The 20350-nt window shown below is 66.1% G+C and carries 21 protein-coding genes and 1 tRNA gene; 7 read left to right on the plus strand and 15 right to left on the minus strand.

Translation table 11 applies throughout. The features are described 5' to 3' along the window. Positions 1 to 87: 87 nt before the first annotated feature. The 5 genes from ACFU53_RS24625 to ACFU53_RS24645 all read right to left on the minus strand — a co-directional run bounded on the left by ACFU53_RS24625 (position 88) and on the right by ACFU53_RS24645 (position 4123). Positions 88 to 423, minus strand: a complete 336-nt coding sequence (locus ACFU53_RS24625; protein ID WP_383996254.1) for a hypothetical protein — start codon at positions 421 to 423, stop codon at positions 88 to 90. Positions 424 to 616: 193 nt separating this feature from the next. Then, positions 617 to 1285 carry a hypothetical protein gene (locus ACFU53_RS24630; protein ID WP_383996257.1) on the minus strand — a complete coding sequence of 223 codons (669 nt, stop codon included), beginning with the start codon at positions 1283 to 1285 and terminating at the stop codon, positions 617 to 619. Between the two features lie 562 nt (positions 1286 to 1847). Beyond that, positions 1848 to 2576, minus strand: a complete 729-nt coding sequence (locus tag ACFU53_RS24635) for a GntR family transcriptional regulator (protein WP_383996260.1) — start codon at positions 2574 to 2576, stop codon at positions 1848 to 1850. 62 nt (positions 2577 to 2638) lie between these two features. Continuing rightward, positions 2639 to 3103: an ATP-binding protein gene (locus ACFU53_RS24640; RefSeq protein WP_327724892.1), complete on the minus strand. Its 465-nt coding sequence runs from the start codon at positions 3101 to 3103 to the stop codon at positions 2639 to 2641. A gap of 279 nt (positions 3104 to 3382) precedes the next feature. Next, positions 3383 to 4123, minus strand: a complete 741-nt coding sequence (locus ACFU53_RS24645; RefSeq protein ID WP_383996263.1) for a GntR family transcriptional regulator — start codon at positions 4121 to 4123, stop codon at positions 3383 to 3385. Between the two features lie 90 nt (positions 4124 to 4213). Between ACFU53_RS24645 and ACFU53_RS24650 the strand changes: the two genes are divergently transcribed. The 6 genes from ACFU53_RS24650 (at position 4214) to ACFU53_RS24675 (ending at position 8860) form a co-directional block, all read left to right on the plus strand. Next, on the plus strand, positions 4214 to 5311 hold the full coding sequence (locus ACFU53_RS24650) for a DUF1152 domain-containing protein (RefSeq protein ID WP_383996266.1): 1098 nt from the start codon (positions 4214 to 4216) through the stop codon (positions 5309 to 5311). A gap of 455 nt (positions 5312 to 5766) precedes the next feature. Further along, positions 5767 to 6141: a hypothetical protein gene (locus tag ACFU53_RS24655; protein ID WP_383996269.1), complete on the plus strand. Its 375-nt coding sequence runs from the start codon at positions 5767 to 5769 to the stop codon at positions 6139 to 6141. A gap of 322 nt (positions 6142 to 6463) precedes the next feature. Beyond that, the gene (locus ACFU53_RS24660; RefSeq protein WP_383996271.1) at positions 6464 to 6634 is read left to right on the plus strand and encodes a hypothetical protein; all 171 of its coding nucleotides are present in this window, start codon (positions 6464 to 6466) and stop codon (positions 6632 to 6634) included. Positions 6635 to 6852: 218 nt separating this feature from the next. Then, positions 6853 to 7167, plus strand: a complete 315-nt coding sequence (locus tag ACFU53_RS24665; protein WP_383996274.1) for a hypothetical protein — start codon at positions 6853 to 6855, stop codon at positions 7165 to 7167. A gap of 723 nt (positions 7168 to 7890) precedes the next feature. Continuing rightward, complete coding sequence (locus ACFU53_RS24670; RefSeq protein WP_383996277.1) at positions 7891 to 8331, plus strand: hypothetical protein; 441 nt, start codon at positions 7891 to 7893, stop codon at positions 8329 to 8331. 184 nt (positions 8332 to 8515) lie between these two features. Further along, a complete protein-coding gene (locus ACFU53_RS24675) occupies positions 8516 to 8860 on the plus strand; it encodes a hypothetical protein (protein ID WP_383996280.1) in 345 nt (114 codons plus the stop codon). Between the two features lie 330 nt (positions 8861 to 9190). On the opposite strand, the gene ACFU53_RS24680 is transcribed toward ACFU53_RS24675, so the two are convergent. The 3 genes from ACFU53_RS24680 to dcd all read right to left on the minus strand — a co-directional run bounded on the left by ACFU53_RS24680 (position 9191) and on the right by dcd (position 11193). Then, the gene (locus ACFU53_RS24680) at positions 9191 to 10003 is read right to left on the minus strand and encodes a hypothetical protein (RefSeq protein WP_383996283.1); all 813 of its coding nucleotides are present in this window, start codon (positions 10001 to 10003) and stop codon (positions 9191 to 9193) included. 78 nt (positions 10004 to 10081) lie between these two features. After that, a complete protein-coding gene (locus ACFU53_RS24685; RefSeq protein WP_383996286.1) occupies positions 10082 to 10621 on the minus strand; it encodes a phosphoribosyltransferase in 540 nt (179 codons plus the stop codon). Then, complete coding sequence (gene dcd / locus ACFU53_RS24690; protein WP_037702868.1) at positions 10618 to 11193, minus strand: dCTP deaminase; 576 nt, start codon at positions 11191 to 11193, stop codon at positions 10618 to 10620. Before dcd ends, ACFU53_RS24685 begins: the two co-directional genes overlap by 4 nt. Before the next feature lie 579 nt (positions 11194 to 11772). Here dcd and ACFU53_RS24695 point away from each other — a divergent pair. Next, positions 11773 to 11843, plus strand: a tRNA-Gly gene (locus ACFU53_RS24695). A gap of 350 nt (positions 11844 to 12193) precedes the next feature. Here ACFU53_RS24695 and rfbB read toward each other — a convergent pair. The 7 genes from rfbB to ACFU53_RS24730 all read right to left on the minus strand — a co-directional run bounded on the left by rfbB (position 12194) and on the right by ACFU53_RS24730 (position 20343). Beyond that, on the minus strand, positions 12194 to 13189 hold the full coding sequence (gene rfbB / locus ACFU53_RS24700; RefSeq protein ID WP_383996289.1) for a dTDP-glucose 4,6-dehydratase: 996 nt from the start codon (positions 13187 to 13189) through the stop codon (positions 12194 to 12196). Between the two features lie 17 nt (positions 13190 to 13206). Then, on the minus strand, positions 13207 to 14301 hold the full coding sequence (locus ACFU53_RS24705; RefSeq protein WP_383996292.1) for a glucose-1-phosphate thymidylyltransferase: 1095 nt from the start codon (positions 14299 to 14301) through the stop codon (positions 13207 to 13209). Between the two features lie 101 nt (positions 14302 to 14402). Further along, on the minus strand, positions 14403 to 16946 hold the full coding sequence (gene lanKC, locus ACFU53_RS24710; RefSeq protein ID WP_383996295.1) for a class III lanthionine synthetase LanKC: 2544 nt from the start codon (positions 16944 to 16946) through the stop codon (positions 14403 to 14405). 27 nt (positions 16947 to 16973) lie between these two features. Further along, a complete protein-coding gene (mpaP, locus tag ACFU53_RS24715) occupies positions 16974 to 18671 on the minus strand; it encodes a daptide biosynthesis intramembrane metalloprotease (RefSeq protein ID WP_383996298.1) in 1698 nt (565 codons plus the stop codon). Further along, positions 18668 to 19411 (minus strand): ABC transporter permease, encoded by a 744-nt coding sequence (locus ACFU53_RS24720; RefSeq protein ID WP_383996301.1) that lies wholly within the window; start codon positions 19409 to 19411, stop codon positions 18668 to 18670. The genes mpaP and ACFU53_RS24720 overlap by 4 nt, the downstream gene beginning before the upstream one ends. Further along, positions 19404 to 20150 (minus strand): ATP-binding cassette domain-containing protein, encoded by a 747-nt coding sequence (locus tag ACFU53_RS24725; protein ID WP_383996304.1) that lies wholly within the window; start codon positions 20148 to 20150, stop codon positions 19404 to 19406. Before ACFU53_RS24725 ends, ACFU53_RS24720 begins: the two co-directional genes overlap by 8 nt. Further along, on the minus strand, positions 20143 to 20343 hold the full coding sequence (locus tag ACFU53_RS24730; protein WP_383996307.1) for a hypothetical protein: 201 nt from the start codon (positions 20341 to 20343) through the stop codon (positions 20143 to 20145). The genes ACFU53_RS24725 and ACFU53_RS24730 overlap by 8 nt, the downstream gene beginning before the upstream one ends. Positions 20344 to 20350: the final 7 nt, after the last annotated feature.

Consider the following 20350-nt stretch of genomic DNA (forward strand, 5'->3'; position numbering starts at 1 on the left):
GCCCCTCACTCATGTGATCAGTTGTGATCAGTGGGTGGATCCTCAGGTCAGGCGTCGAGAACCTGACCCGCCCTCGCGGCTGTCCTACTAAACGCCGTCCGTCCCAGGCGTTTCCTCGGCTGCTGCCTCACCGCGGCCAATGGTCATCGACCACCGTACGGTTGAGGGTGCTTCCACGGAGACGGTCCCTTTGTCTTCCACTCCGGCCACGGCAACCTGGTTGTAGGTGGTACTCACTTCATCACCGAGGCATTCGAGCGGGAAGGATACGCTGACGGGCCGCACGGTGACCTCAATCGTTCCCTTGCCCTGGCACCGCACGGCAACAATGAGCGCGTCGCCCTTTTTGCCCTCGCCGAATTCGATACTGCGGTTCCCTTGCGTCTTACCTTGACGGGCAGCGACGGTCTCGGTCTTGTCCAACTCTGGGGGTTGTTCCACGGAATGCTGTGGGGAGGCAGATTCAGTGACTGAGGTTTCAGTTACTGTCTCTGAGGAAGGTTCAGACGACCGTACGGGTTGTTGCGCCTCGGAGTCGTCCGCCGTGCAAGCTGTTACAGGAAGGAGCACAACAGCGGACAACAGGCTCAGTACGGCAAGGGATCGATGCGACATGTCATTTCTCCCAGATGGCCCAGCCGACACGCCGTGGCGTGTACATCGTCGAGTTGTGCTTAACACCCTTGGTGCAGTTGATGTAGACGTACTGACTGTAGCCCTTGGTTTTGAGTCGGTAGACCCCGTAGCGAGCGTAGGTCGTCTTCTTGGACGGCGTATCCACCCGGATCATGTTGCCAATCTTGGTCCGCAGCTTCAGAGAGAGTTCGATCCCGAATTCCTTCTCCACCTCGGCGATCACAGTTGAGGCCTTCATCTTGAGCTTGCCGCTCACAGCGATGCCAACTTCACCCTCCGCTTCGGAAGTGAAGGTCGACCTTGCCGTCCTCGATGTTCCGTTGTAGTTGGCCTGCTCGACGCCCACACCCTTGTGGTAGCTCTTTCCCTTGCTGGTGGGCTCATACCTGTAGCCGTCCAAGCACGCCTGCCCAAACGGAACTGGCTGCCCCGGGGGCGCTGGCTCCGTCGGGGCGGGCTCCTCGCTTTCCGTGTCCTCCACCTCTACAAGGTCACCCTCCTCAGGCTCAGCGGGAGGGGCGGTCTCAATAACCGGAGTTTCGGTTGCGGCTGGCTCTGGATCTGCCGCCATAGCAGGACTGACGGTGCTCAACACGGCGAGCGCAAGACAAGGGACGAGCAAGAACGAGGCAACTCTAGATGTGCGCATGACAGAACTCCTTGGTCAAGGGAGCGCAGACGACTGTGATCAGCCGCCGCTCTGCAATAGACGTGATCATGCCAGCGTGATGAAGCCGGAACCAAGAACTTGCATGAGTTCTGAGGAGGAACTGAGGTTCCGCAGCGCCTCTCGATGGCCCTCGCGCCCGGTACGGAACAGAAGCTCCGTGGCCCATCCGTGCGCGATACGCGGGGATGCGCGGTGAACCACGGTGCCGAACGGGTACCCGGCAGCGCCACGGCCCCTGACCATCTGACCTGGTCAGGGGCCGTTCAACTGCGGGTGGGTGTGGGGATTGAACCCACGGCGACTCGCACCACGACGGTTTTCAAGATCGCCGGAGGCTTGACTCGGTCATTGGGACTCCGCCGATCTACGTTCTGACGCGGGGTCACGCGGTCGAGGCGTCAATGCGGATCACACGCACAGAGATTTCTCCTTCTGAGTCGATCAATTTGCCAGCTGACAAGTTGACTTACCAAGTCCGAAGTTAGGGATGACAGGTTGACTTGTCAAGTGGAGTTGAGGGTGAACTCGCCTGGATCAGGCGTCAGTTCAAGCGATAGGTGTCTTCGAGTTCCTGACGATCGGCAGGAAGTAGCACGTCAGAGACTTGCAGTGCTTGCCCGGCCGCATCGCACGCGATGACGAGGACGCTGAGCACGGGCACTCCATCCGGCAAGCCCAGAAGCTCGGCTTCACCACTCTCAGGCAGTCGAGCCGAGACCCGCTCCGTCACATGGTCGTAGCGGACCTTCTTCCGAGCTTCCACGTGCTTGCGCACACTGCCGCTCAGGGCTTCGACGCTCGCCAGCTCGGTGCCCTCGACCAGGCCGGCGGGGAAGTACGACGAGACCAACTCGACCGCTTCGCCGTCCTCCTCCACCAGGAAGCGTCGCATGAGGACCCTGGCTCGCTTCGGAAGCCCGAGCGCGGAGGCGACCCGCGCCGGAACGGGGACTTCGGCGACTTCGACCAGGCGCCCCGAGGCCCGCAACTCATCGCGCTCCAGGGCTTCTCGCCCCCGCCGATCCTGTTGCTCAACAACTTCCGGACGGCCCCGAACGATCGTGCCGTACCCCTGCCGGGATTCCAGCCAACCGTCACGCTTCAGCAGCTCCAGCGCCCGCACGACGGTCGGGCGGGACATCCCGAAGGCCTGCACCAGTTGGTTCTCACTGGGCACCCGAGTGCCGGGCGCATAGGTGCCGTCCTCGATGCGGCGCTGGAGCGTCTGCGCGAGGCGCACATACTTCGGTGCCGCCACTTCATACGCCATGAACGCCGCCTGTCGAGATTGGCCAAGTCAACTGGTCAACCAGACTAGCGACAACTGGGCCGTCAGGACAGAACCGGCCCAACGCCCTCATCGGACGGCCACGCGTCGGCAACGTCGAAGGAGACGACTGTCCCGCCGAAGCGACTTGGACCGGAGTGCCACGACTCGGCGATGGAGTCGACGAGGAGCAACCCGCGCCCATGGGCATCACTGGCCTCCGGTTGCCGCATACGCACACTCGCCGGGAACCCAGGGTTGTGCACCTCGATCCGGAGCGACGTCTCCACGCGATACCAAGCAACGCGCACCGTCCAGGTCTCGTCAGCCCGGCCGTAGAGAATGGCGTTGGTCACCAGCTCCGAGATCATCAACACACAGTCGTCGATCGAGCAGGCCGGGTTGTACGGGGCGATGAACTTCCGGAACCAGCGCCGCGCCCGAGGTACGGACTCCGCGACAGGGTGCAGGGTCATGGCACCGAGTCGCGGCGAGTCCGCAGAGGGAAAGCGGTCGATCGTGTAAGCCATCCGCACTCACTCCTTGCCGCTGCCGTCGCAGTCGAGGCAGCGTCGCTTCGATGTGACACAGAGGCGGTCATTGGCCGTGGAGAGCGCCAGTGCCGTGCGGGAGCCGACGCGCTTCCAACCGCGCCCCCGACATCCCCCGCAAGTTGCACGCGCGCCCTGGTCCGGCCGCTGACTCGTCACTCCGTGCCCCCTTCCGAATCCAAGTGGCCTTAGCCACTTCCTGGATAGTGGCATTAGCCACTTGGACTGTGCAAGCGGTTCGACACAACTCCCAGGCCATCAGGTGAGCGGGTAGCCCTGCTCGAAGGCCCAGCGATGCGGCGGATAGGTGGCTTCGGCGAACTCCAACGGCCGGTCCTGAAGGTCGAAGACGACGTGATGAACGATCAGGACTGCAGACCCGGCCTGTAGCTGGAGGTCTGTCGCCTCCTCCTCTGTCGCACTGCGAGCGCACATACGGTCTTCGGCATAACTCCCCTGCCGCCCGGTCATGTTCTCGACGTACATGAGCGTCCCTTCCTGGATCCGCTCCGGCTCAAGGAGCCTCGGGGCGCGCTGGCCGACGTCCGGAGCGAACCACGAAGTGGACAGAGTGATCGGCCCGTCCTGATTGTTCGTCACCCGGCGCCGATGCACAGCCCGAAGATCCTTGACCAGGCCCAAAGACTCAACAACGTGATCCGGGGCTTCCATCCAACCGGCCGAGGTGATCACCGCGTACTCACCGGGCGTGTAGATCTTCCCGGTCTGCCGAGCCCTCCCGTACAGCTCACGCGCCCGCCGGTTGACCTCCAGGCTGCGCACGTACGTGCCCGATCCCTGACGCTTCTCAACGAGGCCCTGATTGCTCAGCGCCTCCAGCGACCGCGCAGCAGTAGGGCGGGACACCTTCCAGTTCGCAGCCAACTGGCGCTCCGAGGGAACCTCGTCCCCCGGCCGCAGGTCACCCCGAAGAATCTGATCACGAATGTAGTGCGCGATCTGGAGATACTTCGGCTGAGCCTCCTCGATCTGAGGCATGTCTCCTCCTCATCTTCCCAGCCCAAGTGGCTATGGCCAGTAGCCACTATAGAGTGAGTGGTCAACCCCCGACCCCGTAGGCTGAACCGCATGAAGCGGTTGATCGTCGCAGCAGGAGGAGGGGGCGACGCAGTCGCCGCCGCAATGCTTCACGCCGCCCTCTACGGCGACGAGGACCAGGCGGTGATCCTCACGTACGCGTGGGACCGCCTCCTGATCGACCCGGTACCGGGCCCCCGAGGACCGAACAACTTCACCGGCCTCCAACACCTCACCCCAGCAGTCCAGACAGTGCCGGCCGAGGCCCGCCCGATCGCTCCAGCAGGCTCCACCCTCCCCCGACTCGCAGCAGAGCTCCCGCATACCTTCGCGCTGATCGACCCACACCACGGAGTCGAGGGCATCACCCGCCAGCTCGAAGAGCTGGTGAGCCTCTTGTCGCCGGAGTCCATCGATCTCCTGGACGTTGGCGGAGACATCCTCGCCCAAGGCGATGAGCCGACACTGAAGAGCCCGCTCGCCGACGCCGTCACGCTCGCCGCGTGCTGCCAGGTGAACGCACCGATCCGCCTCCTGGTCGCAGGCCCCGGCCTGGACGGCGAACTGCCTCCCGATGAACTGCGCGGCGTACTCGGCCCGCTCGTCCATACCTTCACGGCCAAGGACGTTGAGCTGGTCAGCTCGGTCCTGGAGTGGCACCCCTCCGAAGCAACCGGGATGCTGGCGGCGACGGCCCGAGGTGTACGCGGCACGTGCGAGATGCGAGACGCCGGCCTTCCCGTCCCTCTCACTGACGAAGGTCCGACTGTCTATGAGGTCGACCTGGACGAAGCGCTGAGCCGCAACCAGTTGGCCCGCGCCATCACGGCGACCGCAACCCTGGACGAGGTCGAGGCACACTGCCGCGAGATCTGCGGGTACTCGGAGATCGATTACGAGCGCAACAAGGCCGCGTGGCTCAAGGACCAGCCACCGGTGAAGCTCGACCCCGAGGCCGTGCTGTCCCAACTCGACCAGTTCGAAGCCGACGCCCGCAACCGTGGAGTCACCCACACGACGTTCCGCCGTATCACCGAGGCACTGAACCTCAACGGCTCCCTACGCGAAGACCTGCGCCAACTGCTCATCAGCAGCCATCCGGAACGCTATGAGGCGCCTTTGTGGCGCATCACATCCACTACTGAGTAACAACCTTCTTCACGGGTTCAAGGCCCGCGCACGGCGCGGGCGCGCTCCGCCTCTGCGGCGCGGCCTGCCTCCTGTCTGCGCCCCGGCTGGCCGCGCCCGGCGGCGCGCTACGTGCAGCGGGCGGAGGCAGGAAACCCGCTTTGGCTGGGGCGGTCGGCTCCGCGACTTTAGGCAGCCACCACGGGGCGAGCCTCGAAGATCATGGCCCCAACGTCGTGCTTTAACGGGCAGGTCCACAGACTGCCCGACTCGCCGGAAGCTTACGGGGCCATGATCACTCGCCCCATGGCAGCTCCCGCCCAAAGTCGCTCCACCGACCGCGCTTTTAGCACACGGCACACCAGCAGCAGGTGAAAACGCTGGAACTCCTGCCAGATCGCCTCGTTCCCAAGACTCAGCCAGACCCTCCACGCTAAAAAATGCTCATCTCGTTTAGCACTTCTTATGGAGGGTCCATGTCATTCGCTGACCATGTCCAAGCGCTCCGGCTGCGCAAGCTCAAGATCCTTGATGATCACCGCAAGAAGAGCCAGAAGCTGCAACGCGCCCTCGATAGGGATCTCTCGATGATTGATGAGGTGCTCACCCAACTTGCGAACACCAGTGACCAGCTCCCCTGCCTGGTGCGGACCACCCCAGGTCCCGAACTCACGATTTACCACTCTGCGGACGCCCCATGTGGTCGAGTGCACAGCCGCCGGAACTTCGCGGTCATGCCAGAGGCCAAGGCCATGGACGCCTCCCCGTACGCGTACCTTGAACGGTGCACGGCGTGCAAATGGGAGCAAGCTGCCAAGGTCCACGGCAACCGGGCGATGGCTGACGCGTAAGGCGCCGGAGCCCGTGCCCCTGCCGTGCCCGCTCGAGCGGTAACTGACAGGGAACCACGGTGGTTGCCGGACAGCGTATATGGGAACGTCCCCTGACCGATCTACCTGGTCAGGGGCCGCTCACCTGCGGCGGGTGTGGGATTTGAACCCACGGTGACATCGCTGCCACGACGGTTTTCAAGATCGCGTAAGGCTTGACTGACCTATTGAGGCTTCACCGCCCGCGTTTGCTGCCTCGCTGACGTGGATCGCGTACGCAGAGGGTCCAGGAATCGCGTGTCCCCCTACGCTTCTATAACCAGCGACCAACGGGGGCAGCAGCGTGGGTCTCTTCGTCGGCATACTCGTGATCGCCATCGGACTTCCAGTGTTTGGCATCCTGAGCCGCAAGGTCAGTGACGGCCAGCTCTGGCGGACCGGGATGGCCATTTGGTTCGTGGGCTCCCCGGCAGTGCTCGGTCTTGGCGGTTGGCTGATCTACCGGAGTCTCTGAACCGCTACGGATCGAGAGGTGGGACAGGAGGCGCGCAAAGAGCGATGATCCCGACCACCAAACACACTGGAAGCCGCCCAGGGTGCGTGTCTACTGACCTTTGATGCGTGACAACGCCAGCGGACGAGCGCGGACGTCAGTGGACCAAGTTGCTTCGGGACGAATAGGTCGACGCTTGGAGGGTGGTCGAGGGCCTGCCGCGTGGTCATGATCTTTCCATGGACGAGTACGCATGGCCGACGGTCGCCGAAGTGCCGACGGAGCTGCACCATCGGAGATGGGCGGCGACCGTCGCGGCTCTACCCTTGGGAGCCTCTATCGCTGGAGAGGTCATCGGACGCCAGCGCTTCGGGGTTTTCATCCGTGTCGACGGTGTTCCGGACGCCATGGCGCTCGCCGAGATCACGGTGATGCCACAGAGGATGGACCTGCCGGCACTCGGGGCCCGCCTCCTCGGTGAAGTCATCGGGCACGCCGAGCACAACCACCAGGTGAGGGTGCGGCTGCACGAGGTGGCGACGTCTGCCGAGTGACCGTTCTCGGAACGTCCCTGGGCCGTCCAAGGTCACCCGACGCCGACCAACAACGACAGAAGCCCACGGCATCTGAGCTGTTCAGAGCCGTGGGCTTCGTCAGCCTCGCTGGTCAGCAAGACCAGTGATCAGTAAACCGGCGTGTGAGCGCCCTCCCGGGCCGTCCTCGGGCCGTGGAAGGGCGCTCAACAATGACCAACGTCGACAACTGCCGACAACTCAGCAGCAGGTCAAGGCGGTGATCGATTAGGCCGCCGCAGGTCACGGCCGCCAATGATCAGTTGTGGCCGTACAGCGGCAACCTCAAGCAGCCTATCGTCTGACCCTCGTCTGACCCTCGTCTGACCCTCGTCTGACCCTCGTCTGACCCTCGTCTGACCCTCGTCTGACCGCTACCGTACCCATTGACCGACGAACGGGGGCGTAGCAATGACTAATCCGTACTCCAGATTCCACACCTGCGAGGTGTGTGGGGCTCAGGTCAAGGTCCATACTCGGTCGGGTAAGGCCCTCGCCCACAACGAACCTGGGCAGCTGTCGCTGTGCACGACATCAGGAGAGATTGTCTGCAAGCCAGTTCGGCCGACACCTCAGAATTCTGGCAAGACACAATCAGAGCCCAAAGCCTCGAGAGTCCTCGGCCCGGGCGTCTACGGGCGCATCACTTTGCCAACACCTTCCTTTGTAGCGCCGCCAAAATGGTTCCCCAGTTGGAGCGGCGAGGTGTTGCCCTCCATCGCACTGCCCGCGCGGGGCCGCATGGCTGTGTGGCTGCCGAAGCATACCTACACGAGCCACGAAGATTTCATCACGACCTACCTCGGCGAACGCGTGCAGCCAAAATGGGAGGATGGCCTTGGGTCCTGGACGGTGGCTAACCGCCACTTCATCAATCTTGCCGAGGTCCTCCTTCGTCGTTACCCGCGAATTGCAGTAGGTCGCGAGTACGACAGCGATGAGGAGTGCAATGCGCGCTGCAGAAATGCTGTAGGGCATTCATGTAAATGCTCCTGCAAAGCCCGTAATCACGGTGACGGCAAGTGGATGGATGGCTGGCGCATCACAGGGGAGACCACGCAAGTCAGGGAGAGACGCGAGTGGAACTGGATCGCCGTGGAAAAGGCCAGAGATGAGATCAGGAAGCCAATAATTGGGCGCTCGTGAACAGGTTTGATGGGTCTTCAATCGTAGGATGCCAGCAGGCCAACCCCACCATCCGGACCAGTTTCCAGACCGCTGTGTCTCGACAGCACCCGCGGCGCACGGCCCAGAGCCCGGAGAAAGAGTTCGGGAACGTTTGGCACGATCCACGCGCAACCACGCTCGCAAGTCAGTAAGTTGCCGTGCTATGGACTTCACCAAGATCGCCCATGCCGTCGAGGTCGACCACGGTGTGAAGCGGCTGTCGATGCACTACTTGAAGCAGTTCGTGACACCTGCAAGAGAGCGTTTGAGCCCTGAGCTATGCCAGAAGATCAGTGTTGCGTTGGGTGAGCTAGGGCCGCTCACCCTGCCCAGCACGCTGCCGAGTTCTGAGCATGAGTGGGTGTTCGTCCTCAGCCGGGACAGTGCTTTGGGACAGGCCGTTGCTCTCTCTTCGGCTGCGTTCAGCATGTCCAAGTTGGGCGTCCTGCCAGCTTCAATCCTGGATATACCGAACAACTTCCCGGAGTTGGCCACGCGACTGGATTGACCGGGGTGGGGCAGACATGGCCAGCCAGCCGTGCGTGATCGACGCGGCCCCCGGCTCCAGCCCGTCTCAGTTCCCGTCTCATTCAGCGCCGTTCACGGCGGTTCAGACAGGACCGAAGCTGGTAGCCGCTCGCACGGCTAACCGCCCATGAACGCAGGTGAACGCGCCTGTACGCACCCCAACACCCCACCACCACAGTTGGAAAGCGTGTTGGCCACCACTGAGTCCCGGGCATGCAGCCCCATCAGTCGAAGCGAGTAGGTTGATGCCTATTCGTCTTGCCGCTACCAGTATCGGGTGGGGCGACGTCGTGCACATCGGCAGGCCAGCTCACCGAGAATTATCGAAGATGCTTCGCACCGTCGGCATAGATTTGCCGACACCCTCATCCTTCTGGGCATCTTTGTGTGCTGTCACTCCAAAAATTACAGCAACAATCAAACCCAAAATTGCAATAGCTGCAGTTGTGGCTTCGCTTGCACTAAAGCGCCAATACCCCTCGGGAAAGTCGTCACGCGTCAGCCAGATCTCAAGTCTCGCTTTGCGCACAATGAATCCACTGACAGCGAATCCGATAAAAGCGCTAGCCGCGACGCAGGCCGCGAGCACAAGATAATCCGCAGGGGAATCAGACGGGAGTACATTATTGATGATCAACGACGCCCACGAACCGAGTGAGGCACACCAAATAACGTAGCTATAGCGCGGAAGGTACCAAAACCCCCACTTGAAGGGACGCAGCTCATCAAGCAATGGCTGCAGGGTTGCGACCTTCCCCTTCACCCAAGTCGGCTCGCCAGACGCACCGCAGCTCGCCCGACCGTCGTTGATCGAAACGCGAATGGTATTCATAGTACGCACAGAAGGCTGGCCATCATAGTGATGAGTTACCACTACGAGGTTATTCAGAACATCTGAGTCGCCAGGCTCAGTCGAGGCTGCTACAGCGTCGGCCAAACCTTGTACAGAATCAGCCTCATAAGTCGTAACACCTCGCGCCGTCGAATACGTCAGCGTCGCATCCGTAGGCGCTCCTTCTTGCATCGCCCGAACCAGCTTCTCAAGCCCACGGCGATTCAGCTTACATCCTCGAACACTGAAAGCAGCCGTTGCGCGAGCTGAAGAAGCGCTGGAAGAGGCCATTAACCCCACCCCCGTCGGTACGAATCTGGAAGAAGCGTCGATGAAACTAACAGCAGGGAAATGACGGGCAGGACCTTGTCAAAGAGCTTCCTTGCTCGGCCTGGACGCCTCCCCCAACTTACGTACTACAGGCAACACACTCCACGGGAAGTTGATCCACTCATTTGTCCGCTTCCACACGTACTCGCACTTCACGAGGGAGTGGGACTTCTCATAGATCACGGCGGACCGCACCTCGGCCACGGCGTCGAGGCAGAAGTCGTGGACGAGCTTGAGCGTCTTGCCCGTGTCGGCGACGTCGTCCGTGATCAGGACCTTCTTGTCGGAGAAGTCGATCGCGTTCGGGACGGGCGCGAGCATGACGGGCATGTCGAGTGTCGTGCCCACGCCGGTGTAGAACTCCACGTTCACGAGGTGGATGTTCTTGCAGTCCAGGGCGTAGGCGAGCCCGCCTGCGACGAAGACGCCGCCCCGGGCGATGGACAGCACGATGTCGGGCTCGTACCCGTCGTCGGCGATGGTCTGCGCGAGTTCGCGTACGGCGGTGCCGAACGCCTCGTAGGTGAGGTTCTCGCGGACGATCGCGTCGCCGCTCGTCCCGGCCTTCTCGGCGCTCACACCTGGGTCCGGTGGAAGTTGAGGAAGGACCGGGAGGCGGTCGGCCCGCGCTGGCCCTGGTAGCGGGACCCGTACCGCTCGCTGCCGTACGGGAACTCGGCCGGCGAGCTGAGCCGGAACAGGCACAGCTGCCCGATCTTCATGCCCGGCCAGAGCTTGATGGGAAGCGTGGCGAGATTCGACAGCTCGAGCGTCACGTGCCCGGAGAACCCGGGGTCGATGAACCCGGCGGTGGAGTGGGTGACGAGCCCGAGCCTGCCCAGGGAGCTCTTCCCTTCCAGCCGTGAGGCGAGATCGTCGGGGAGGGAGATGACCTCGTACGTACTCGCGAGCACGAACTCGCCCGGATGCAGGATGAACGGCTCATCCCCCTCGGGCTCGACGAGCCGCGTGAGATCGGCCTGTTCGACGGACGGGTCGATGTGCGGATACCGGTGGTTCTCGAACACCCGGAAGAAGCGGTCGAGACGCACGTCGACGCTCGACGGCTGCACCATGGATTCGTCGTACGGATCGATCCGCACCCGACCGGCGTCGATCTCGGCCCGGATGTCCTTGTCTGAGAGAAGCACGCCCCGAGGATACGCAAGACGCGCGGGCCGCCCATAACCAGCCGGACGGACCCGCGCGCCTCAGTTGCTGCTACGGCTACCGCTACTTCCGCATATCCGCTTGTTCCGCTGTTCCGCTTGTTCCGCTTCTACCGCTTTTCCAACGCCACCGGTACGACACTGCGCAACCGGGCACAGCGTGGGCATCGCATGAGCCGACCGGGGCCGAGGCGTTCGGCCTGCTGCATCGGGAACGAAGCGGTGCTGAACATGTGCCCATCGGCACAACGGACGACGGTGCGCTCCATCAAGTCCAAGAGTCCCTTCCCCAAGAGCCGCGTCTGGCTGTCGACCTACGTCGACCTGACGACGAAAGCCACATTACGGGATGATTGGGACGGCCCTCCAGGCGGCACTCCGATCCCGTCGAAGGCCCACCCGGACCCTCTTCCACGCCTCCACCGTACGCCCCAACTCCCGCGCCCCGCAGCCCCATCCCCACCCCGCAAACAACACCGGGCCCCACGCTTTCAGCGCGCGGGACCCGGCATGAGGTAAAGTGACAACGCGTTCCGACACCGGCACCGACCGGCGTCTTACGCGGGTGTAGTTTAGTGGTAGAACATCAGCTTCCCAAGCTGAGAGTGCGAGTTCGATTCTCGTCACCCGCTCTTCTTGAAGCCCCAGGTCAGCGACCTGGGGCCTACTTGTTGTCCAGACATTTTGTCGGCCCTCGCACCCCCGACGCGGCTCGAGACAGGGCACACGGAGGGCGCGGTGTCCCCCTCGGCACATTTGGCCGCGACCTACCCTCCCCTCAACCTTGAGCGACGCCCATTGGCGACAGGCGGGAGCGAGTTCGGTCGGCGAGGGTTTTCAGGGCCGGTGCGGCCGGGGAGCCTAGCGTCGTTGAAGGTCTGACGACAGCGAGGAGAGGGCCCGTCACCGGGAACAAGCCGTTGCAGATGTCTGGTTCAAAGATCGCGGAGCTCAGAGCCAGGCGGACGGTATGCGCACGTCGTCAGCCCCGCACCTGGTACTCCGAGCGGCTCTCCCACCAGGATCGGTTATCCCGGTACCAGTCCAGAGTCTGCGACAGTCCCTGGGCCAATGAGTGGCGGGGCCGCCAGCCCAACTCCTGACGGATCCTGCTGGCGTCGACCGAGTAGCGCGCGTCATGACCTTTGCGGTCGGCGACGTAGTCGATCCTGTCAGGGTCGGCGCCGTAGGCGGCCAGCAGCAATTCGGTGAGCCGCAGATTGGTCAGTTCGTTGTCCGCGCCGATGTTGTAGATCCGGCCCGGGCGGCCCGCCAGGAGCACCCGCAGCAGGGCCCGGCAGTGGTCCTCGACATGGATCCAGTCCCGCACATTGCGCCCGTCACCGTAGAGCGGGAGCAGGCCCCCGGTGAGGAGACGGGTGGCGAAGCGCGGGATGAGCTTCTCGGGGTGCTGGTACGAGCCGTAGTTGTTGGAGCAGCGGGTCACCCGGACGTCCAGTCCGTGGGTGTGGTGGTAGGCGAGCGCCAGCAGGTCGGCGGACGCCTTGGAGGCGGCGTACGGGGACCGGGGTGCGGGCGGGCACTCCTCGGTCCAGGAGCCGCTCGTGATCGATCCGTAGACCTCGTCGGTGGACACATGGAGGAAGGGGATCGGCGTCGGACGGTGGGCGGAGTGATCCAGGACGGCGTCCAACAGGGTCCGCGTGCCCAGGACGTTGGTGGAGACGAAGTCCGCGGCGTGGTCGATGGAGCGGTCGACATGGGATTCGGCGGCGAAGTGCACCACCGAGTCGTGGCGGCCCACGAGGTCGGTGACGAGCGGCTGGTCCCGTACGTCGCCGTGGACGAAGACGAGTCGTGGGTCGTCTGCCACCGCCTCCAGTTTGGCGAGATCGCCCGCGTACGTGAGGGCGTCCAGGACGGTCACCGTGACGCGCTGGTCGGTTTCCCGGCCGAGCAGGAGGCGGACGAAGTGGGAGCCTATGAAACCGGCTCCGCCTGTGACGAGAATTCTCATGCGGATTCCTGAAGTGGTCAGGGCGTGATCTGCACGCTGCTGTGGTCACCGAGGACGAGACGGTGGGGGCGGCCGGCGGCGGGGTGGTCAGTGGCGTCCGTGCGGCTCACTCGCACGTGACGGCCGATGAGCGAGGCCTCGATGCGTCCGATCCCCTCGATGACGGAGCGAGTCAGGACGATCGAGTCCGCCAGCTCGCTGTGGACGATGCGGCAGCCGTCCGCGATCGATGTGCACGGGCCGATGTAGGAATCGGCGACCAGGGTGTCGGCGCCGATCACGGCCGGACCGACGATGCGGGAGCGCACGATGCGAGCGCCGGGTTCGATCCGTACCCGGCCGGTGATCACGCTGGCGTCGTCGACCGAGCCGATCGCTTCGGGCGTCAGGTCCTCCAGGATGGTGCGGTTGACCTCCAGCAGGTCGGCGACCGTACCGGTGTCCTTCCAATAGCCCTTCACCAGGGTCGAGGTGACGGAGCGGCCCTGGTCGATGAGCCACTGCAGGGCGTCCGTGATCTCCAGCTCGCCCCGGGCCGAGGGGGTGATGGCGGCCACGGCCTCGTGGATCGCCGGAGTGAACAAGTACACCCCGACCAGGGCGAGATCGCTCCGCGGGTGTTCCGGCTTCTCCTCCAGCCGTGCCACCCGGCCGTCCGAGGCGAGTTCGGCCACTCCGAACGCCGAGGGGTTGCGCACGCGCGTCAGCAGAATCCCGGCATCGGGCCGTTCGTCGTGCGCATGGCGGTGAAAGCCGTCCACGATGTGCGCGATGCCTCCGACGAGGAAGTTGTCGCCGAGATACATCACGAAGTCGTCGTCGCCGAGGAAGTCGCGGGAGATCCGGACCGCGTGGGCCAGGCCCAGCGGTTTGTGCTGGCGAATGTAGGTGACCCGCGCGCCGAACGCCGAGCCGTCGCCCACCGCGTCACGGATCTCCCGATGGGTGTCCCCCACGACGATCCCGAGGTCGGTGACGCCGGCGGCCACCAGCGCTTCGACGCCGTAGAAGAGGATCGGCCTGTTGGCCACGGGTACGAGTTGTTTCGCCGCCGTGTGGGTGAGGGGGCGCAAGCGGCTGCCGGTACCGCCGGCGAGGATGAGGGCTTTCATACGAGTCCTTGAGATCTCCCGGCATCAGGGCAGGGGCGGGCGCGCCACTCCGGATGCCGCGGTGGCGGTCAGGCCTGTCCGCGTCCCGGCCGACTTCGTGGTCAGAGGAACGGAAGGCGCGGCACTTCACCGGAGAGCGCGGCGTCGAGTACGGCCAGCACACCCGCCCCGCCGGTCGCGAAGTCGGTGGAGATCCGCAGATTCTCCCGGCCGAGGAACGCCGGGCGATCCTCGTGCCGGACGGCATTCAGCCCGAATGCCGCCAACAGCTCCCGGGCACCGGGCGCGGGCGCGCCCAGTCCGAGTCCCACTGCCAAAATCCCCGCGCGGCCGTGGAAGACGCCCGCCTGTGCGGCGAAGCGCGCCGTTGCCGCGTCCCGGATCGCGTCGCGGGCGGCGGAGAGGCCGGCGTCCTCGCGGTACCGGAGCAGGGACCGCAGCACCAGTCCGGTTCCCCCGCTGCCCAGGGAGACGAGCGGCAGCCTCCCCAAGGTCTCCGGCGTGAAGCGGCGTTCCTCGGCCGACCAGCCGAGCGCGGTGAGGTCGGCGCGCAGGGCGGCTTCGGCGTGCGCCAGGAGACCGGTGTCGCCGGTCCGCTCGTGCACGCGCAGCAGGAACAGCGCGCGTCCGGAGGCTCCGTGGAGCAGGCCGGGGGGCCGCCCGCCCGCGGGTCGGCCGTCGTCCGTCAGGTCCGTGAGCGACGCCGCGAGCCGGACGGCCGCGTCCACGTAGGCGTCGTCGCCGGTGCGCTCGGCGAAGTGCAGGGCGGTGAGCCCGATTCCGGAGAGACCGTCGAGCAAGCTGTCCCGGCCCGGTGTCACAGCGTCATCAAGGGCACGGTCCAGCAGGTCACGGGCGGTCTCGGTACGTCCCAGTCGGTCCAGCGCGTACGCGATCCCGGTCAGCCCGGTGAAGAAGCCCGGCCTCGGTTCGTGCAGCCGCGCGGCGGCCCGGACCAGCCAGTCCACGTGATCCTCCCGTACCGGCGTACCGGATTCGGCGAGGGCCCACAGGACGCCGGCCGCGCCATGCGCGAAGTTCGCCCCGCCCTCGGGCAGGAAGAACTGCTCGGCGTCGCCGGGGAAGAGCCGGTCGTTACGTTCCGGAGTAGCCGCGCCGACGATCCCCTCGGCCAGCGCCTCGCGCAGCCGGGGCCAGTCCTGCTCACCGTCGTCGGACCAGACGGGCGCCACTGCTGCGGCCTGCCCCGGGTCCCGGTCGGCCGCCGGTCGCGTACGCGGGGCCAGATCACGCCGTACGGTGTCGGCGAAGTCCGCCGGGACGGGATAGTTCGCCTCGATGAGGTCGAGGAGTTGTCCGGTCTTTTCAGGGGCCCAGGGCAGAACCGCGGCGAGGGGCGCGAAGACCGCCAGCCGCAGACAGCCGAGGGCGTACCGGTCGACAGCGGTGCCGGCGTATCCGGCCGGGGCCGCGAACCCGACGGCCGCCATGGTCTGGACGGCTTCCGCGTCGACGGCGCTGGCGGTCTCGAAGTCGATGAACACGACCGTGTCGTCGGGGCGGATCAGGATGTTGCCGGGATGGAGGTCGCCGAACACCACCCCCCGCTCGTGCATCGCCGTGACGCCCCGGTCGACCTGTTCCAGGATGCCGACGGCCCAGGCCGTGTAGGACGCGAGGCCCTCCGGGGAGGTGTCGCCCAGCATCAGCGGGTTACGGCGGACCACCTCCTTCGAGAGGGACGCCCCCTCGACGAACTCGCGTACCAGAAAGTAGTGCTCGTGGCCGATGCGGTAGTCGACCAGTCGGGGGATACAGGGCAGTCCGTCCAGCAGTCGCAGCGCCCAGTGCTCCCGCTCGTGCCGGGCGACGGCATCGCGCCCGTCCCCGTCCAGGCCGGCCATCGGCCTGGCCTCCCGCAGCAGGACATCGGTGCCGGACCGGGTGTCGACGCCCCGGTAGACGCCACCTCCGTTGGAGAAGTGGACCGCCTGGGTCACCCGGTACGGGAAGTCCTTGAGCGTCCCGGCGTTGCGGGCCGCCAGCGACTCGGCGAGGCACCCGGGCAGCGTCACCCATTCCGGCGGGCGGAAGCCGGGGCCCCGCCGGTCGGGGATGAGCCGGCCCTCGGGGTCCTCGATGCAGTAGACCTGCTCGCCGGAGTCCGAGCGGGCGGTGCGCAGGGCGAAGCCGCCGTAGCGGACGTAGAGCGGTCCCGTGCCCCAGCGCAGATCACTGAGGATGTACGGGCCCGGCTGCCCTTCGAGGAGACCGCCGAGTTCCCGGAGGATCTTCTCGAACTCGCCCTCGTCGACCGGGTAGAGGGTCACGAACTTGCCGCTGGCGCTGCGGTCGCCGTACTTGCTGTTGCGTCGCTGGAGTACCCGGCCGCTGCGGATGAACTTGAACATCACTCGTTCGGCGACGCAGTACTTCACGATGGTGTCGAGCACCGCGGGCGCGCTGTCCAGGGTGGCGGACGCATGGATCTTCCACCCCTGTCCGGGCAGCTCCACACCGTCCGGGGACAGCTGGACCCACTCGCCGCCAACCTTCCGGCTCCAGCCCGAAGGCAGCTCGCCGTGCACGGTCTCGAAGTCCTCGGCCGGGTCGGGGTCCGAGGCCGGGGCCTCGAAGAAGGGCGTGCCCGGGGGGCAGAAATGCAGATGCCGAACGATGTCCATTACTCATCCCCGTGAAGTGTGAAGGCGTCAGCGCCAGACGGGCGCGATGTAGGAGAGGTAGAGCCACTCGCCCAGGGGGCGTTCCCCCGCTGTCACCCGGGCCACGCCGACGTTCTCGCCCGGGTCGCCTCCCAGGACCAGAGGCACGCCCAGCGCGGGAATCGGCAGTTCGTCGCCCTCTCGTACGGGGAGGAAGGCCGAGAGGGGCGCGGTGCCCGCCTCGGCGTCTCCCCGGCCGACGGTGCCCGTGGTGAGGTCCGTACGCGTGACCAGGCCGCGCCGCTGCAGAGTGACGGTGGCGCCTTCGCGTACGGCCTCGCGGTCCGCTGCGTCAGAGAGGACGAGCCGGGCCCCGCCGTCCTCGTACACGAAACCGCCCGTGACGGTGTAGGACACCGGGACGAAGGCCAGCGCGGCGCCGAGCCCCCCGGCGGCGGCCAGGCCCACCAGCGCCATCCGCCAGGGGCGGGCGCCGCCCGTGCGGGCCTCGCGGACCAGCAGTGTGCCGCCCTGCCAGGCCCGGTAGCCGAGGTAGACCAGGGCCGTGAACACCACGGAGGCGCCGATCACGCCGAGGCCGGTGAGGAAGTCCAGCCACAGGTTGAAGGCCAGTCCGATCAGGTAGAGCGGGAAGACCATGCAGGCCAGGCCGAACGCGGGAGCCCAGGACAGAGTCGGCAGTTCGCGGCCGTACCTCCCGCCGAACAGCACCTTCGCCACCAGTCGGCGGGCGTCGGTCATGGCGCGGTCCCGCAGGTGCGAGGCGTCGAGATGGCTCATGAGGGCGATGTAGCCGTCGAGCTTCACGAACGGCAGGAGGTTGAGCACGCCCGTCACGTACGTCGACACCGCGAAGACGGTCATGCCGTCGCGCAGGGTCGGCGAGCCGCCCGTCAGGTGCACGACCAGGGCCGCGCAGCCGGCTGTTCCAGCGACGACCGTCTGGGTCACGATGCCGGCCAGGGCGACCCGAACCCGCTGCTCCCGGTGCGGCAGCCGCCAGCCGTCGGAGACGTCGCAGAAGAACGCGGGCGTCAGGTAGAAGAGCATCACGCCCATCCGGCTCGGGCGCCCGCCGTAGTAGGTGAGGACCGCGCCGTGGCCGATCTCGTGCAGGGCGGTCGTCACGGTCGAGGCGGCGGCCACGCCGAGCAGGACGGCGAGCGGTAGTGGCTCGCCCAGCGCCCGGACCAGGGACGGCCCCTGGGCGAGCAGGGCGAGGAGCCCGCCGAGCGCGAAGACGGCGGCGAGGACGGCACCGGCCCGGTTCGCGAGCCGGCCGATGAGTGGCATCAGCGCGTTCAGCAGCCGCTGCGGCTTCAGGAGCGTCAGCTGGAAGGTGAGCGGCGGCACGAACTTGAACCAGTTGCCGCTACTGCGGGGCCGCTTGCCGTTGTCAAGCAGCCCCTTCTCCCGCAGGTTCTCGACCGCCCGGCCGACCTCGCGCTCGTTCCAGGGCGGGCCGAGCGTCTCCACCAGGCCCGCGTAGCCGCGTTCGCCGTCCATGGCGCGCAGCAGCCGTGCCAGGTCGGCTCCCACCCGGATGTACTGCTGGCTGCCGCGCTGCACCACCCAGGGGGCGCCGGCGTCGAGCGGCTCGTGCACCAGCACGTCGGAGGCGAGCCGGGGGCGGGTGAGCAGCGCGACGGACTCGCGCTCGTCCGGGGCCGACTCCGCATGCTCCTGCCCCTGCCCCTGCCCCTGCCCCTGCCGGATACGTTTCAACTGATGTCCCGGGTGACGAAGAGGCGCCGGGATACGTATCCGGCCAGGGCCAGCCAGGCGCCGATGACGAGCAGGGCGACGGGCGCGGACAGCAGTTCGGGCTTGCCGTCGCGGTAGACCGAGCTCATCGCGATGGTCATGGTGAACCTGCCGATGTCCGGGGCCAGTCGCAGCAGTGACTCGTCGACGAGCAGCGTCAGTCCGAGCAGGGTGCCCACGGCGGCGACCTGGTTGCGCAGCAGCCAGCCGATCAGGACGCCCCAGGGAGCGCCCAGCACGGTCACGAGAAACACACCGAGGAGCGTCAGAGTGGTGTCACCCGACCACTCGGGCTCCTGGCCGATGCCGGGCAGGAACAGGAAGGGGGTCGCGGCGGCGAGCGCGGCGGCCAGGACCCCGTACAGGAGGCCCATCGCGGTGCCGACGAGGAGCTTCGCGGCGAACAGCCGGTCCCGGCCGCCGCTGAGCAGGACGGACCGGCTGATCGCCCCGGAGCCGAACTCCTTGGTGACCAGGACGGCGCCGAACAGGGCGGAGAAGAGCAGGAGCATGAACCAGGAGCGGACCAGTTCGTCCGTGACCGCCGCGACATCGGTCTGCCGGTCGGCCAGTTGTTGCTCGGCCTGGGTGGCGAAGCCGACGCTCGCCAGGAGGGACAGGAACACGCCGAAGGCGGCGAGGAGCCACCACGCGTGTCCGGTCCAGGCTTTCCGCCACTCGGCGGCTGTCACGTCACGCATGGGTGGATGCTCCGTTTCCGCCCGCCGTGCCGGTGCCGGCCAGCTCGAAGAACCGGTCCTCCAGGCTTTCGGTGCCGTCGGCGGTGAGGTCGGCGAGCTTTCCGCTGTAGCGCAGGGTCCGCTGAAGGATCACGACGTCGTCGACCGTCTGCTCGACCTCGGCGAGCAGATGGCTGGAGACGAGAATCGTGCGGCCCTCGTCGGCGAGGGATCGCAGGAAGGTGCGCAGCCAGCGGATGCCGTCGGGGTCAAGGCCGTTGGCCGGCTCGTCCAGCACCAGGAGTTCGGGGTCGGCGAGCAGGGCGGCGGCCAGCGCGTGACGCTGGCGCATGCCGGTCGAGTAGCCCTTGATCTTCTTGTCGGCGGCTTCGGCGAGACCGGTCTGCTCAAGGACCTGGTCCACCCGCGAGGCCGGGAGATCCAGCATGCGGGCCCAGATGGACAGATCACGCCGTCCGGTGACTCCGGGCAGCGCGCCGATGCCGTCCATGCTGACGCCCACGCGGCGTTGCGCGTGCGGCAGTTCCGCGTACGGCATGCCGAAGACGGTGGTCCGGCCCGAGGTCGGGCGGGTGAGGCCGAGGAGCATCCGCAGGGAGGTCGTCTTGCCCGCGCCGTTGCGGCCGAGAAGGCCGACGATCCGTCCGGGCCGGACGTCGAAGGACACGTTCTCGACCACCGCCGTCCCGCCGAAGACCTTCGTCACACCGCCGAAGCGGGCGACGGCGGTGTCACTCACCAGCGCTCCCGGCACGGGCGTTGAGCCCGATACGCAGGACGACGGCTATCAGAGCGACGGCGCAGAAGAACATGAGTCCGTCGGCCGCCCAGCCTTCGAGTGACGCCTGGCTGATGGCGATGCCCGCCACCAGGACCGGGATGGTCAGGGCGAGCTTCCCATTGGCGGCGCGCCATGACTCGTTTTCCGACATGATATTT

The organism is Streptomyces sp. NPDC057474 (assembly GCF_042802555.1).
Classification (GTDB): domain Bacteria; phylum Actinomycetota; class Actinomycetes; order Streptomycetales; family Streptomycetaceae; genus Streptomyces.

Bases quoted from the DNA above. Each gene is read 5' to 3' on its own strand.
- ACFU53_RS24665 (WP_383996274.1), top strand. From the start codon at position 6,853: ATGGACGAGTACGCATGGCCGACGGTCGCCGAAGTGCCGACGGAGCTG.
- rfbB (WP_383996289.1), bottom strand. From the start codon at position 13,189: ATGAGAATTCTCGTCACAGGCGGAGCCGGTTTCATAGGCTCCCACTTC.
- ACFU53_RS24705 (WP_383996292.1), bottom strand. From the start codon at position 14,301: ATGAAAGCCCTCATCCTCGCCGGCGGTACCGGCAGCCGCTTGCGCCCC.
- lanKC (WP_383996295.1), bottom strand. From the start codon at position 16,946: ATGGACATCGTTCGGCATCTGCATTTCTGCCCCCCGGGCACGCCCTTC.
- ACFU53_RS24720 (WP_383996301.1), bottom strand. From the start codon at position 19,411: ATGCGTGACGTGACAGCCGCCGAGTGGCGGAAAGCCTGGACCGGACAC.
- ACFU53_RS24650 (WP_383996266.1), top strand. From the start codon at position 4,214: ATGAAGCGGTTGATCGTCGCAGCAGGAGGAGGGGGCGACGCAGTCGCC.
- ACFU53_RS24635 (WP_383996260.1), bottom strand. From the start codon at position 2,576: ATGGCGTATGAAGTGGCGGCACCGAAGTATGTGCGCCTCGCGCAGACG.
- ACFU53_RS24655 (WP_383996269.1), top strand. From the start codon at position 5,767: ATGTCATTCGCTGACCATGTCCAAGCGCTCCGGCTGCGCAAGCTCAAG.
- ACFU53_RS24645 (WP_383996263.1), bottom strand. From the start codon at position 4,123: ATGCCTCAGATCGAGGAGGCTCAGCCGAAGTATCTCCAGATCGCGCAC.
- ACFU53_RS24730 (WP_383996307.1), bottom strand. From the start codon at position 20,343: ATGTCGGAAAACGAGTCATGGCGCGCCGCCAATGGGAAGCTCGCCCTG.
- ACFU53_RS24640 (WP_327724892.1), bottom strand. From the start codon at position 3,103: ATGGCTTACACGATCGACCGCTTTCCCTCTGCGGACTCGCCGCGACTC.
- ACFU53_RS24675 (WP_383996280.1), top strand. From the start codon at position 8,516: ATGGACTTCACCAAGATCGCCCATGCCGTCGAGGTCGACCACGGTGTG.
- ACFU53_RS24680 (WP_383996283.1), bottom strand. From the start codon at position 10,003: ATGGCCTCTTCCAGCGCTTCTTCAGCTCGCGCAACGGCTGCTTTCAGT.
- ACFU53_RS24630 (WP_383996257.1), bottom strand. From the start codon at position 1,285: ATGCGCACATCTAGAGTTGCCTCGTTCTTGCTCGTCCCTTGTCTTGCG.